General features: G+C 57.8%; 10 protein-coding genes. 8 read left to right on the forward strand and 2 right to left on the reverse strand.

Features of this window, described 5'->3' with window-relative positions; translation table 11 throughout:
• Nucleotides 1-2: 2 nt before the first annotated feature.
• Nucleotides 3-1,175 (forward strand): ABC transporter permease, encoded by a 1,173-nt coding sequence (locus ACYVGU_RS04155; RefSeq protein ID WP_460621029.1) that lies wholly within the window; start codon nucleotides 3-5, stop codon nucleotides 1,173-1,175.
• A 74-nt stretch (nucleotides 1,176-1,249) separates the two neighbouring features.
• Entirely contained in the window at nucleotides 1,250-2,482 is a 1,233-nt protein-coding gene (locus tag ACYVGU_RS04160; protein WP_460621030.1) for a PP2C family protein-serine/threonine phosphatase, read from the forward strand.
• A gap of 192 nt (nucleotides 2,483-2,674) precedes the next feature.
• On the opposite strand, the gene ACYVGU_RS04165 is transcribed toward ACYVGU_RS04160, so the two are convergent.
• Nucleotides 2,675-4,138, reverse strand: coding sequence for an O-antigen ligase family protein (locus ACYVGU_RS04165; RefSeq protein ID WP_460621031.1), 1,464 nt, complete (start codon nucleotides 4,136-4,138; stop codon nucleotides 2,675-2,677).
• Nucleotides 4,135-5,331, reverse strand: coding sequence for a GumC domain-containing protein (locus ACYVGU_RS04170; RefSeq protein ID WP_460621032.1), 1,197 nt, complete (start codon nucleotides 5,329-5,331; stop codon nucleotides 4,135-4,137). Before ACYVGU_RS04170 ends, ACYVGU_RS04165 begins: the two co-directional genes overlap by 4 nt.
• Nucleotides 5,332-5,561: 230 nt before the next feature.
• On the opposite strand from ACYVGU_RS04170, the gene ACYVGU_RS04175 reads away from it, so the two are divergent.
• The 6 genes from ACYVGU_RS04175 to ACYVGU_RS04200 all read left to right on the forward strand — a co-directional run bounded on the left by ACYVGU_RS04175 (nucleotide 5,562) and on the right by ACYVGU_RS04200 (nucleotide 13,753).
• Complete coding sequence (locus ACYVGU_RS04175; protein WP_460621033.1) at nucleotides 5,562-6,965, forward strand: MATE family efflux transporter; 1,404 nt, start codon at nucleotides 5,562-5,564, stop codon at nucleotides 6,963-6,965.
• Nucleotides 6,966-7,035: 70 nt separating this feature from the next.
• Nucleotides 7,036-7,944: a class I SAM-dependent methyltransferase gene (locus ACYVGU_RS04180; RefSeq protein WP_460621034.1), complete on the forward strand. Its 909-nt coding sequence runs from the start codon at nucleotides 7,036-7,038 to the stop codon at nucleotides 7,942-7,944.
• 148 nt (nucleotides 7,945-8,092) lie between these two features.
• On the forward strand, nucleotides 8,093-9,244 hold the full coding sequence (locus tag ACYVGU_RS04185; protein WP_460621035.1) for a glycosyltransferase family 4 protein: 1,152 nt from the start codon (nucleotides 8,093-8,095) through the stop codon (nucleotides 9,242-9,244).
• Nucleotides 9,245-9,386: 142 nt separating this feature from the next.
• On the forward strand, nucleotides 9,387-10,016 hold the full coding sequence (locus tag ACYVGU_RS04190) for a polysaccharide deacetylase family protein (protein WP_460621036.1): 630 nt from the start codon (nucleotides 9,387-9,389) through the stop codon (nucleotides 10,014-10,016).
• Between the two features lie 57 nt (nucleotides 10,017-10,073).
• The gene (locus ACYVGU_RS04195) at nucleotides 10,074-11,174 is read left to right on the forward strand and encodes a glycosyltransferase family protein (protein ID WP_460621037.1); all 1,101 of its coding nucleotides are present in this window, start codon (nucleotides 10,074-10,076) and stop codon (nucleotides 11,172-11,174) included.
• A 290-nt stretch (nucleotides 11,175-11,464) separates the two neighbouring features.
• A complete protein-coding gene (locus ACYVGU_RS04200) occupies nucleotides 11,465-13,753 on the forward strand; it encodes a glycoside hydrolase family 3 C-terminal domain-containing protein (protein ID WP_460621038.1) in 2,289 nt (762 codons plus the stop codon).
• The last annotated feature ends 40 nt before the right edge of the window (nucleotides 13,754-13,793 follow it).

Raw genomic sequence — 13,793 nt, forward strand, 5'->3', positions numbered from 1 at the left:
CGTTGGCCGCAACTGCTACCCAAGCTGCCCCGGCGGCCCGGCCGCCGGGCTATTACGTTCGTCAGCGCCTGTTGCGCAACACGCCGGCCATGCTGGGCCTAGGCTTTATTGTATTGTGTACCCTAGTGGCGGTGCTGGGCTATTGGGTGCTGCCCGATAACTCGCCGTACGCCAACAACGGCCTGGTGCAGCTGCAAAAAGAAGCGCCCGGCTTCCGGGCCACCGTGCTGCGGCTGGCCCGACCCGACTCGGCGCGCGCTACCTCCGACAATGTGTTCCGGACGTGGTGGCAGGGGCGCGAGCCACGCTACTCTGAAGTGCCCATCGGGAGTTACCGCTTCCAAGGCGACTCGCTATTTACAGCGCCTTACCAGAATCACTCGGCCCTGGCCGATAAGCCCCAACGCTACGCCCTAACCGCCATTACTGGTCATACGGGCTCGGCTGCGGAGCTTCGGCAGGAGGTAGAAAATACCCACCTGCTCACGCGCACCTACTGGCTGGGAACTGATAAATCGGGTCGCGACGAGCTGAGCCGGCTGTTGCTGGGCACGCGCATCAGCCTCGGCATTGGCCTCGTAGCCGTCCTGATTTCCGTGGCGCTGGGTATGCTGATTGGGGCCGTAGCCGGCTACGTGGGCGGCTGGGTAGATAGCCTCCTGCTGGGTTTGATGACGGTGGTGTGGAGCATTCCGGGCATCATGCTGGTAATTGCCATTTCCCTGGCCCTCGACAGCAAAGGCGTTTGGACGTCTTTTGTGGCCGTGGGCCTCACCATGTGGGTTGATGTGGCGCGTGTTGTGCGTGGTCAGATGCTGAGCCTGCGCGAAAAAACGTTTGTCGAAGCCGGGCGTGTATTGGGTTTGCCCCAGAGCCGCCTGATCTGGCGCCATTTGCTGCCCAACATGACCGGCCCCCTGATTGTGCTGGCGACTAGTAACTTTGCGGCTGCCATTCTGCTGGAAGCGGGCCTAAGCTTTCTGGGCCTGGGCGTGCAGCCCCCCGCGCCTTCGTGGGGCCTGATGGTGAACGAAGGCTTCCAGTTGCTGGGCACTGAGGCCGGCCTGTGGCTTACGTTGCTGCCAGGCCTAGCCATTAGCTTACTGGTGCTAAGTTTTAACTTGTTGGGCAACGGCCTGCGCGACGCATACGACCCCAAAACTCCGCTGGGCTAACGGCATGCGGCAACGGCATAACGTAGCTGCTGGCCTGCTTCTTCCCCTAATTTCTACTTCCCGAACTTCTGAGTATGAATACTATTACTTCCGAAAAGCGTTTGTTTCTCAAAGAGCGGGAACTGGGTGCGCTACTGGAGATTACGCAGGCCATCAACCAAGACCCCACGGAGGCTTCGCTCTACAAGATCTTCCAGTTTACGCTGCTGGGCCAGCTCAATATTCGGCGGCTGGTGCTGTATGTAAAGGAAGAAGGTGAGTGGCTGTGTATGGTTTCATATGGGCCGGGGTTAGTCGATTTTCGGAAGGTAGCACTGCCCGAGGTTATCCGCGAAAACTGCACCCAGCTGCCATGCCCGCTCGATAGTTTCGCGGGCCTAGGCGCTGAGTGGGAGTACTTGGAAATTGTGATTCCGGTAGTGCAGAACGGCAACGTCCTCGCTTACGTGATGGTGGGCGACGTGCACGACGACTACGCCAGCGAGGAAGCCACCAAGTTTCTGCAAACGCTTAGCAACATCCTGATTGGGGCCATCGAAAACCGGCGCTTAGCCCGGCAACGGGTAGCTGCCGCCGCCATGCGCAAGGAAATTGAAATTGCGCAGGAAGTGCAAACCATGCTGTTTCCGCGCACCTTGCCCAATGATGCCGCCGTGGCCGTGCACGCCAGCTACGTGCCCCACAGCGCCGTAGGCGGCGACTACTACGATGTGGTGCCCCTAGATGCGGACCGGTTTCTGTTCTGCGTGGCTGATGTGTCGGGGAAAGGCGTAGCGGCTTCATTGCTCATGTCAAACTTCCAGGCCGGGCTGCGTACCCTGCTGCGCCAAAAAGTTGATTTAGCCACGGTAGTGCAGGAGCTTAATAACCTAATTTTCCGTAACGCCGGCGGCGACAAGTTTATCACTGTGTTCTTCGGCCTCTACAATAAGCGCACCCGCGTGCTGCAATACGTAAATGCCGGCCACAACGACCCCTTGCTGATTCCGGATTCCGGCCCCGTACAGCTGCTCAAGTCTGGCTCCATTATGTTGGGCGTGATGGATGAACTGCCCGTGCTGCAGGTAGGAGAGGTGGTAGTGGAACCCCGAACGACGCTGCTCACCTACACCGATGGCCTCACGGAAGTGTTTGATAGCAACCATGATGAGTTTGGCGAAGAAGGCGTGCTGCGCGTGATGTACCACAACCGCTACGCCCCCCTCACCACCGTGCACAAAGAGCTGCTTCGCGAAATCAACACCTTCAACCAGAGCGGTTCCGGCTTCGCCGATGATATTACCATTCTGAGCTGCCGGTTTAAGTAAGCCACAGGCCTAGTAAAGTTGCTGGCCTCCGGGTTAGTTACTAGGCCCTTATTACGCTTGAACTCCCCCGCGTACTACAGCGTAAGCGCCGTGGTATGCGGGGGAGTTCAAGCGTAATAAGGGCCTAGGGATTGACGTCTGCACGACAAGGCTCAGGGTGATTACGTGCAGCTCAGGCCTCGCTTATCAGTGTTAGGAGGTTACCAGCGTAGTCTGCTCATGGCGTATCCAGGTGCCTATCCGGATAAACATGGCCAGGTTCAGGAAGAAAAACGAGCCTATTTTGTCTACCTCAACCAGCTCGTTTAGCAGCAGGTGAAACACGATGATGATAAAGCTCAGACTGCAGGCTAGTAGCAAATTGCGCAGGGCGGTGCCACGCACCGTTCGGACGTACAGCTGCTGAATGGTAAGCAGGGCCGTAGTCAGTAAGCCAATAAACAGAATAACGCCCGGAAACCCCTGCTCAGCCATCAGGAGCAGAAAGTAATTGTGCGTTGTCGATTTCTCGGGGTTGTCGCTGACGTAGGTCCGGAAGCTGCGGACGGTGTAGCGCTTATACTCGGGGTAAAACGTGTTGGGTCCGCTGCCTGTCATCGGCTTATCGGCTACCATGCGTGCGGCTGCTACCCAGCGGTACACCCGCTCCATCCCCGACATATCCTGAAGCTTGTAGGTAGCTTCTAAGTGCTTGCCGAAATTGTCGCCATTGAACACGGTTTTCTCGAAATCAGGCGCGTACAGCATGTAGTTGTTGGCACTGAGAAAGTACCCGGCTCCGGCCAGCACGGCCGCTAGGCTCCCGATGAGCAGCAACCGGGTTTGGCGCAACCGCACAACCAGATAATAGATACCGGCCACCGGCACGGCCAGCAACGAGGCGCGCGTATACGCCGTGAGTAACCCAAATAGCATCAGGCCAGTAGCAATACGCCAGCCCAGCCGGGGTAGGCCCTTTGAGTCGCGGGCACCATACCAGGCAAAGGGCAGTAGCATAGCCAGCACCGTGGCATACGTCACGTGGTTGCGGTAAAACAAACTTACCGCCGGGTTAATGGCATCGAAGGCAAAGCCATCGGCGGCGTGCCGCACAATTACTACCAGCACGGTAAAGCAAGTGGCCCCAGTGTACAGGCCCGCCACTTTCCAGGCCTCCTTCGGGTCCTGAACCAGCAGCAACGTACCCAGGATAAACGGCACTAGGTACCACACCTTGGCCAACAGGTACTTTACTGATTTGGTGGTATCAACGGAAAAGAACGTGGAGATAAACGACCAAAACAGCAACAGGCACACCATCACAATGATGGGGTGGAGCACCTCCCGCGCCGAGAGCTGCACGCGGCGCATGAGCAAGGTGGCGGCCACGCAGCCGGTTAGCACCAGCATTAGCGGCTCCGAGGGCATATCCATGCTCAGGCCGCCGGGCAACTGAATTTCGCGGGCAAACGCCAGCGTCAGGAACAGCAGGTAGTAGAACAGCGTCCAGTCAGTGAATACAACCAGCAAGCCCAGGCCAATGCCAACGGGGAGTAATGCCAGCGGCGTTTGCAGCAAAACTGCGGTTGCCCCACCCAGGATCAGCAGGAGCATGAGCCCCACAAACAAGCGCTGGATGGGGTCGGCGGGACGAAGCCGGTTCAGCAGCTCACTCACAGCGCAGGTGCCGATGGGCGCTGGCTGCGCCGATATAGCTCCAGCAGCGTAATCAGTACAATAGAGAAAGCCAGCGTGAGGAATACCGAGCCTACCACAATCAGCCAACGTACGGGCTTGCTTTTCTTGGTAGCGGGGTAGGCTTTCTGCACGACATACAAGGACGAAATCCGGGCTTTAATTGACAGCTCCGCCGTTTCGTACTCGCCTTGGGCTTTCACGAGGCGGTCCTGCAAATCGGTAACTCGGGCCGTTAATAAGCTCAGCGAGTCGATGCCGTTGATGTAGTTTTCCATGTTGATGGCACTGCCGCCGTCAGCGCGGGTAAGGGCCCGGAGGGCGCGCTTAAGGCTGGCGGTTTTGGGTCCATCGTTTCTGTTGGCTTGCTGCAGCGCGCTTTCCGTTTCAATAATTTCGCGCGACAGGTAGCTTTCGGCATTGGTGGTGTGCTCCAGCTCATCTTGCTTGATGCCCTGCAGGGCGCGCCGTAGGCCTCGGGTTTCAGTGGTATAGCCCAGGTTTTTCTCCAGTTGAATAATCTCGCGGGCAAGGTAGCGCGACTGTTGCTCGGGCCCGAAAATGCCGTACTGCCGACGGGCGCGCACTACCTGCCGCCGAGAGTGCTCGTATTCTTTGTTCAGAAACTCATAGCGCTGCTTGTACAGCCCCAGCACGTTGCGGCGGTTTTCCAGGGTCAGCTGCTGGTTGATGGAGTCGATGACGGCCACCATAGCATTGGTAATGCGCGCGGCCAGCACTTTGTCTTCATCCTCGAACGTCAACTCAATCACGTCGCGCTCATTGCGCACAATGCTCAGATTATCCGCGAACAGCCGGAGCGCTTCGCTTTCGGCCTTGTCATCGCCGGGGCTGCCTACTTTATAGTGCTCATACAGGTTGAAGCGCTTCAGCATCAGCTCCGCCACCGGCTGCGATTCGCCTACGGTGATGACGCGGTCCAGGTCTTCGGTGCGGCCGCCGAGCTCCAGCTTGCCGCCTTCCACAATGCGGTCGGGGTCAGAGTTTTGTGGGTTGGTAGGAAAGAAAATAGCCGTGGATTTGTAAATATTAGGCAGCAGCAATGCCACCCCCAAACTGATAACGAAGGCCAGCACCAGCGCGGCCAGTACCAGGTTTTTCCAACGGTTAATAATAGGCCACAGGCCTAACAATGAATAGGAACGCTCAGACATACGGTAGGATAACCACGGGCCTCGGAATGGAAAGGTGCTGAGGCCGTGGAGCGCAAAGATATTGGAAAAATGCCCTCAGCCGCGCCAAAACCCGTTATCCGGCCCGGCTGGTTTTTATGTAGTTTTGCCCGTCGCCTACCCCCAGCTGCTGGCTGAACCGGGCTCAGGCAAGGCAGAAACACAAGTAAAGCACGCACGGCATCAAACGATTTTTTGGAAATATTAGTCTGGTGGTGCTGCTAAACCTGCTGGTGAAGCCCGGCTGGGTGGTGCTTGAAAACGTGGTGCAAGACCGCCTGGGCCACGCGGCGTTCGGGCTTTTCACGGCTCTTTCAGCCCTCACCATGGTGCTCACCACGGTTTCCGACCTGGGCCTGACGCACTACAGTGTGAAGCGGGTGGCCGCAGAGCCCTCGTTTCTTACGGAATACTTCCCCACCATACTACCCCTGCGTGGCGCCCTAACCGTGGTGGCGCTGGGCGCTATGCTGGTCGTGGGCTGGATTATAGGGTACAGGGGGTACGAGCTGGCGTTGCTAGGGGCCATTGGGTGTAGCCTGTTGCTGGTGCAGTACGGGCAGTTTCTGCGGGGCACCCTGCAGGCCCATCAACATTTCAACACCGATGCGGTACTGTCTGTATTTGAAAAGTTTCTGCTGCTGGGCCTGGTGCTGGTATTGCTCCCGATTGGCCTGACGCTGGAGCGCTACGTGAGCGTGCGGATAGTAGCGGCCGTGTTCAGTACGGTAGTACTGTACGGCCTGATGACGCGCCTGTTTGGGCGGGTGCGCTACCGCTGGCAGTGGGCGCAGGCCCGCACCATTCTGCGCGAAACGGCTCCTTTCGCCGTCATCACCTTGCTGTATGGTATCAATGAGCGGGTTGATATGGTGATGCTGGAGCGCTTAGCTTCCCCTACCGAAGCCGGCTACTATGCCGGTGCCTACCGTTGGGTCGATGCCGTGATGATGTACATCTGGACGGTGCTGCCCCTGTTCTTTGCCAAGTTTTCGGGGGCTGTGCACAACCGCCAGGAGCAGCGCAACTTGCTATGGTTTGGCCAGCGCGTGGTAACGGCGCCCATGCTGCTGCTCTGCGCCTTCGTGTTGTTTCGGGGAGAAGTACTGTTCTGGCAATTCACGCACAGCTCTGCGGCCGAGCTAGCCCGCATGACCTGGTGTTTGAAAGTGCTGTTTATCAATGTGCTGGTGCATTCCTTTTTTGCGCTGTATGCCTCGCTGCTCAATAGTACTAGGCTGGTGAACAGCGTCAGCTGGCTAGTAGCGGTAAGCGTAACGCTCAATATCGGCCTGAATATCATTTTCCTGCCTCGTTTCGGAGCCATTGCCGCGGCCTGGAATACACTGTTCTGCGCCGTGCTGGTGTCGGGGGTATATCTGTGGCTGGTGCAGCACCGGGCCGGCGTGCCCGTGCCGTGGGCCCTGCTGGCGCGGCTGGGAGCTGTATTTGGGCTCTTGTGCGCGGGTTGGTATGGCATGCAGCAGCTCTGGCAACTTCCGTGGTTGTTGGAATCGGTAATAGCTGGCGTTCTGTTTGTTGGCCTTGTGTTTGGGCTGGGGGTAGTCCGGGTAGCTGAACTTAAACAGCTGCTCAATCGCCGAACGGAAGCGTAATCTCCGATATTTGCCCGCTCGGTTGCCTTTTTGGCTCCTGAGACTGTTTTGCTGAATCTATTATTAGTGCATGAAGTATCTCCTGAAGCAGCTTGATAAAGTAGAAGCCCTGGCCCAGGCCACCAAATGGCACCGCTTACTGCATGCTCCCGGGAAATATCTGTACGCCATCGGGTTTCGGCGGCTGGTGTACGCCCGCTCCAAAAAAGGCCTAGTAAAGCAGGTGAATACGTTTTTTGGGGTGCCCATGCAGGTGGTGCTACCCGCTGGAACCGATATTTATCTGACCGGTGGCAAATCGCACAGCTCCGAAATCCGCCTAGCCCGTTTCCTGATCCAAACCCTGCAGCCCGGCGACGCCTTCCTAGATGTGGGCGGGCACTTCGGGTATTTTTCGCTGCTGGCCTCGAAGTTAGTAGGCCCCACGGGCAAGGTGCTGGCCTATGAGGCGTCGCGGAGTACCTACGCGGTGCTGACCGAAAATGTCAAGAGCCAAGCCAACATTAAGGCGGTAAACCAGGCCGTTTCTGACAAGCAGGAAACCATATCCTTTTATGAGTTTCCGGTGCTCTATAATGAGTTCAACTCCATGGATGTGTCGCAGTTTGCCGACGAGAAGTGGTATCAGGAGTTTAAACCCACTCGTATTGATGTTCCTGCTAAGCGGCTGGATGACACCCTATCGGCTCTCGATTATCAGCCGGCTGTTATTAAAATTGACGTGGAAGGGGCGGAGCTCAAGGTAATTGCGGGTGCCAAAGAAAGCCTGCGCCGCCTGCGCCCTTACGTGGTGATAGAGTACCTGGAGCCCAAGCGCCATAACACGGAGCATCAAAAGGCTGCGGCGCTGCTACGGGAGCTAGGCTATAGTTCCTTTTCCCTGAATGCTGCCGGCCAGCCCGTGCCATGCCCCAATCTGAACGCGTTTCTGGAGGAGCATGGCTACGACTCTGATAATTTCGTATTCATCAAGCAATAGTTGCCGCGCGGGTTGGAAAGCAATTGAGGCCTAGTAACTTATAGTCGCGGCTCTGCTTATGCAGTATAGTTTACAGTAACTCAGATACAGTAGAGCTGAAGCAGCTGCAACTGCTGTTGCCAGCTCGCTGAGTTTGCCCCGGATTTTTTTGCTTCTTCGAATAGCTACTCCCTTGAACATTGCGGTAAACGTGCGCTTTCTGCTGCCCGGCGACAAGCTCGAGGGGATTGGGCGTTTCACGTTCGAGACGCTCAGCCACCTAGTGCGGCAGCATCCGGAGCACACGTTTCATTTTCTGTTTGATCGGGCGTTTGATGAGCGGTACGTGTTCGGGCCGAACGTGGTGCCGCATGTGCTTTCCCCGCCTGCGCGCCATCCGTTACTGTGGCTGGCGTGGTTTGAAGGGGCCGTGGCGCGCTGGTTGCGTCGGCAGCGGCCCGATGTATTCCTCAGTACCGACGGCTACACTACCCTGCGCACCCGCGTTCCTCGCGTAACGGTGCTGCATGATCTGGCTTTTGAGCATTTCCCGCAGGATATCGACCGCCTCACGCTGCGGTATTATAAGTACTTCACGCCGCGCTTTGCCCGCGCGTCACGGCGTATAATTGCGGTTTCAGAGGCCACCAAGCAGGATATTGTGCATACGTATGGCGTGCCGGCCTCCAAAGTGAGCGTGGTGTACAACGCCGCCGACGCGCATTTTCGGCCCCAACCAGCCGAGGCCCAGCAGGAAACCCGCGACCGGTACAGCGCCGGCAAACCCTACTTTCTGTTTGTGGGAGCCTTGCAGCCGCGCAAGAACCTAGTGAACCTGCTGCGGGCCTTCGATGCGTTTAAGCAGCAGAGCGGCACTAACTGCAAGCTGCTGGTAGTAGGCCGCACCGCCTGGAAAGCGGGCCCCATTTTCGATGTGTACCAGCACATGCAGTACCGCCAGGATGTGCACCTAACTGGTCGCGTGACGGAAAACGAGCTGGCCGACTTGTATGCGGCAGCCCTGGCCACGTGCTATGTTCCTTACTTCGAAGGATTCGGGATTCCTATCATTGAAGCCCAAGCGTGCGCTTCACCAGTTATTACCTCCAACTGCAGCTCCATGCCCGAGGTGGCCGGCAATGCCGCTCGGCTCGTAGATCCGCTTTCCGTAGAATCTATTGCCGAAGGCCTGGCGCACGTGTATGCCTCAGAAAGCTACCGCAGTGAGCTGATGATGCGGGGTTTGCACAACGTGAAGCGGTTTTCGTGGGCCGAAAGTGCCCAGCGCCTATGGCAGGAAATTGAAGCATGTGTGCGCTAAGCCGTAGCTTGCAGTCGGGGTTGATGCAGAAAACCGCCGCCACGTGACTAGGTGCTGTGGGCACACAAACCCGGTAACTGCCACTGTCCAGAAGCCGCAAGCAACTGCCAACCTGTACCTTTTCACTCGCAATTAACACCGCATGCATCTGTTCCGAATGCCGGCTTTGGTACAACGCCTGCTGCCTGAATGCCTCTGGCAGATGCCTGCTACCGATCCGCCGACGCTCTACCTCACCTTCGACGACGGACCTATTCCGGAGGAAACGCCCTTCGTGCTGGAAACGCTGGCCCACTACCACGCTAAGGGCACTTTTTTCTGTGTGGGCGACAACCTTCGCCGATACCCGGAGGTGGCCCAAGAAGTACTAGCGCAGGGGCACCGCTTGGCTAACCACACCTACCACCACATCAACGGCTGGAGCCACTCGCGCCGCCACTACCTGCAAGATGTAGCCGAATGCCAGCAACTGTTGCAGCAGTTGCAGCCCGAGTCGCGGCCCCTGCTTCGGCCCCCATATGGCCGCATTACCATTCCGCTTTCCCGGGCGTTGCAGGCTACGCATCAAGTGGTCATGTGGGACGTACTTACCTGCGACTACGACCGGGACTTTGCGCCCGAAGCGTGCCTAGCAGCAGCCATTGCGCACTCACGGCCAGGCTCCATTGTGGTATTTCATGACAGCCTAAAGGCCAGCCCCAACCTGCGCTACGTGCTGCCGCGGTATCTGGCGCACTTTGCGGCGCGTGGGTACCAGTTTGCTAGCCTCTAACCTGGCGGAAAGTGCGTACTTGCAGCCAATAGCCTCTCTGGTATTTATTTGTGCGGTATGCTGTTGCTGATTCTTTACTTCACGGCGTGGTTTCTGTTGCTGACGGCCTCAACGGTGCTGTTTTACCAGCGGGAGGGAAGCCAGCCGGAGCCGCTGCCCGAGCCGTTGCCCCGCGTTAGTATTCTGATTGCTGCCCGCAACGAAGCCCAGGCCATCACGCGCTGCCTCCAATCCATCCGGGCTCTCGACTACCCCCCGAACCTAGTGGAAGTGCTGCTCGGCGACGACGGCTCCGTGGATGCTACCGCGGCCGTGGCGCACGCTGCCATGCACGGGTACGCTGGCTCGTTTCAGGTGGTGCCTATTCACGATACGCTGGGTACGGCCCACGGCAAAGCCAACGTGCTGGCCCACCTGGCTCGTGCTGCTACTACTGAGTACTTCTTCATCACCGACGCCGATATTGCCGTGCCCCCCACTTGGCTGCAGGGGCTACTAGCACACGCCCAACCCGGCGTGGGCATTGTGACGGGCCTGACGCTGGTGACGGGGCCGCGCCTGTTTCACCGGTTACAAGGTCTCGATTGGCTGATGTCGCTAGGCTTGGTGCAGGTGGTAACCGACCTGGGGCGGCCCGTTACGGCTATGGGCAACAACATGCTGGTAACCCGCGCTGCCTATGAGGCAACGGGCGGCTATGAGCAGCTGCCCTTTTCCGTCACCGAAGATTTTGAGCTGTTCAAGGCTGTACTGCGAAAGGACTTCACTTCCCGCAACCTGTTCCGCCCCGAAATTCTGGCTGAGTCGTTGCCGATGTACACGTGGAGCGGTTTGCTGCACCAGCGGCGGCGGTGGTTACGCGGCGTGGAGGCACTACCTACGTGGCTGAAAGTGTGTCTGGCGTTGTACGGCTCTTTTTATCTGGCGCTGTTCATATTGGCCTTCGTGGGAGGGCTTGGCGCAGTTCTGCGCATTTGGTTGGTGAAGATGCTCCTGCAAGGGGGCCTAGCATGGGTGTGCTTCCGAAGGGTAGGACGTCGGCCCCCGTTGGAGTTGCTACCCCTGTTTGAAGGGTACACCGTAGCCCTTACCGTAGGCCTGGTAATCTTCCGGCTCCTGCCGGTTGCGTTTTCCTGGAAGGGTAGGCAATACCGATAAAAACTGGTTGTTTTTTATCTGATTTCGTAGAGTTGCCAAATGCCGTTCAGGGGCGGTTGATGCCCGTTGCTGCGTGTGTAGTAAGTGTATTGGGAAAATAAAAAACGCCCTGTAGCAGCATTAGCAGGCGTTTTTTAGGTGTGTTTTCCTCTCTCCAGAGAATATCTTTGGCTTAGCCAGCGGCTGTTTGCTAGCCCTCTGTTGCCGCAACAAGCTCCGCTGTCCGCCCCGATGCACAATCGGTTGTTGCCCCTTGCTTTACTATCTCCCCGCCCATTCTGCTACGCTGTATGCTCTTGTTCCCACCCTCTAGCCGCGCCCTTTTGCTGGCGGCGTTATTCTGTGCCAGCACCCAGCTGGCCTCGGCCCAAACCAAACCCGCGCCTGCTCGCCCCCAAACCACTAGGTCGGCCACGGGCACCAACCGGCAGCAAGAGCTGCTGAAGAACGAAGCCAAAATCGACCAGTTGCTGAAAAAGCTCACGCTGGAAGAAAAGATTGCCATGATCCACGCCAACTCCTCTTTCACCTCGGGCGGAGTGAAACGGCTGGGCATCCCGGAAATAACCACTTCCGACGGCCCGCACGGGGTGCGCCCTGAACACGGCCGCGACTGGACTCTGGACGAAGGCGTGAACGACTCGGGCACCTACCTGCCCACCGGCAATACCCTAGCTTCTACCTGGAACCCAGCCCTAGGCTATGCCTTTGGTTCGGTGCTGGGCAGTGAGGCCAACTTCCGGGGCAAAGACATTATTCTGGGTCCTGGCATTAACATCATCCGCACGCCCCTGAACGGCCGCAACTTCGAATACCTGAGCGAAGACCCGTATCTGGTATCGAAGATGGTGGTAGGCTACATTCGGGGCGTGCAGGACCAAGGCGTATCGGCCTGCGTAAAGCACTACGCGGCCAACAACCAGGAAGAGCACCGCAACGACGTTGATGTAAACATGAGCGAGCGGGCCCTGCGCGAGATTTACCTGCCGGGCTTTCAGGCCGCCGTGCAGGAAGGCGGCGTGAATACACTCATGGGCTCCTACAACAAATTCCGGGGCCAGTACGCTACCCACAACGCCTACCTGATGAACGACGTCCTGAAAGGGGAGTGGGGTTTTAAAGGCTTGGTAATTAGCGACTGGGGCTCGGTGCACAACACCATGGAAGGCTTGCGCAACGGCACCGACCTAGAAATGGGTACCGACCTGTCCTTGATGTATAACAGCGTCGACCAGACGGCCAGCGCCGGAATGCCCAAGCTTACCCCCGCGCTTTACGACAAATTCTTCTTCGGTACGGCGGCGCTGGATGCGGTGAAAAAAGACAAGTCGCTGGAGCCACTGCTGGATGATAAAGTGCGCCGCATTCTGCGCGTAATGTACCGCACTAACATGCTGGACGGCGCCAAGCGCAAGGCCGGCGCTTACAACACCCCCGAGCACCAAGCCACGGCCCTGAAGGTGGCCGAAGAGGGGATAGTGTTGCTTAAGAACGAAGGTGGCCTGCTGCCCCTCAAGAAAACGGCCAAAACCTACGCGGTAATTGGGGCCAACGCTACCCGCGAAAACTCTATGGGCGGCGGCAGCTCGCAAGTGAAGGCTAAGTATGAAATAACTCCGCTGAAGGGAATGCAGAAGGCCCTAGGTACCCAGGTCAAGGTCACCTACGCCCAAGGCTACACCATTGCCCGCGACCAGAAAGCCGACCCCAAACTGATTGCCGAAGCCGTAGCTGCTGCAAAAGCCGCCGAGGTAGCTATTATTGTGGGCGGTGCCACTCACGGCTACGACTACAAAGTATGGTCAGACAATGCCTACGATGCCGAGGGCTACGATAAGCCAGACATGAAGCTGCCGTTCGGGCAGGATGAGCTGATTAAGGCCGTGCTAGCTGCCAACCCCAATACCGTAGTGGTGCTAATGAATGGCGGCATGCTCGATGTGTCGGAATGGGCAGGGCAGGCCAAGGGCATTGTGGAGGCCTGGTACCCCGGCATGGAAGGCGGCAACGCCCTGGCGCACGTGCTGTTCGGCGATGTGAACCCCTCCGGCAAGCTGCCGATGACCTGGCCCGTGAAGCTCGAAGACTCGCCCGCCCACAAGCTAGGCGAATACCCTAGCACTCCTGGCGACCCTCTGAAACAGACCTACAAAGAAGACGTTTTCGTGGGCTACCGCTACTTCGATACGTATAAGGTGGCCCCGCAATTTGCCTTCGGCCACGGCCTGAGCTACACCTCCTTCGACTACGGCAAGCTGACGGTAAAACCCGGCACCCAAAGCGCCACCGTTACCCTCACGGTGCGCAACTCCGGCAAAGTAGCCGGCGCTGAGGTAGTGCAGCTGTATGTGCAGGATGAGCAAGCCAGCGTGAAGCGCCCGGAAAAAGAGCTGAAAGCTTTCGAGAAAGTATTCCTGAAGCCGGGCGAGTCGAAAACTGTAACCCTGAACCTCGGAGCCGATGCCTTCCGCTTCTACGATGAAGGCAAAAAGCAGTGGGTGCTGGAGCCTGGCCAGTTCAAGGTGCTGGTAGGTAGTTCCTCCCGCGATATTCGCCAAACCGGCGACTTGAAGCTGTAAGCACCTTTTCTCTTACAAAAGGCCCCTGCCATGGCAAAAG

It is taken from the genome of Hymenobacter tenuis (genome assembly GCF_054780495.1).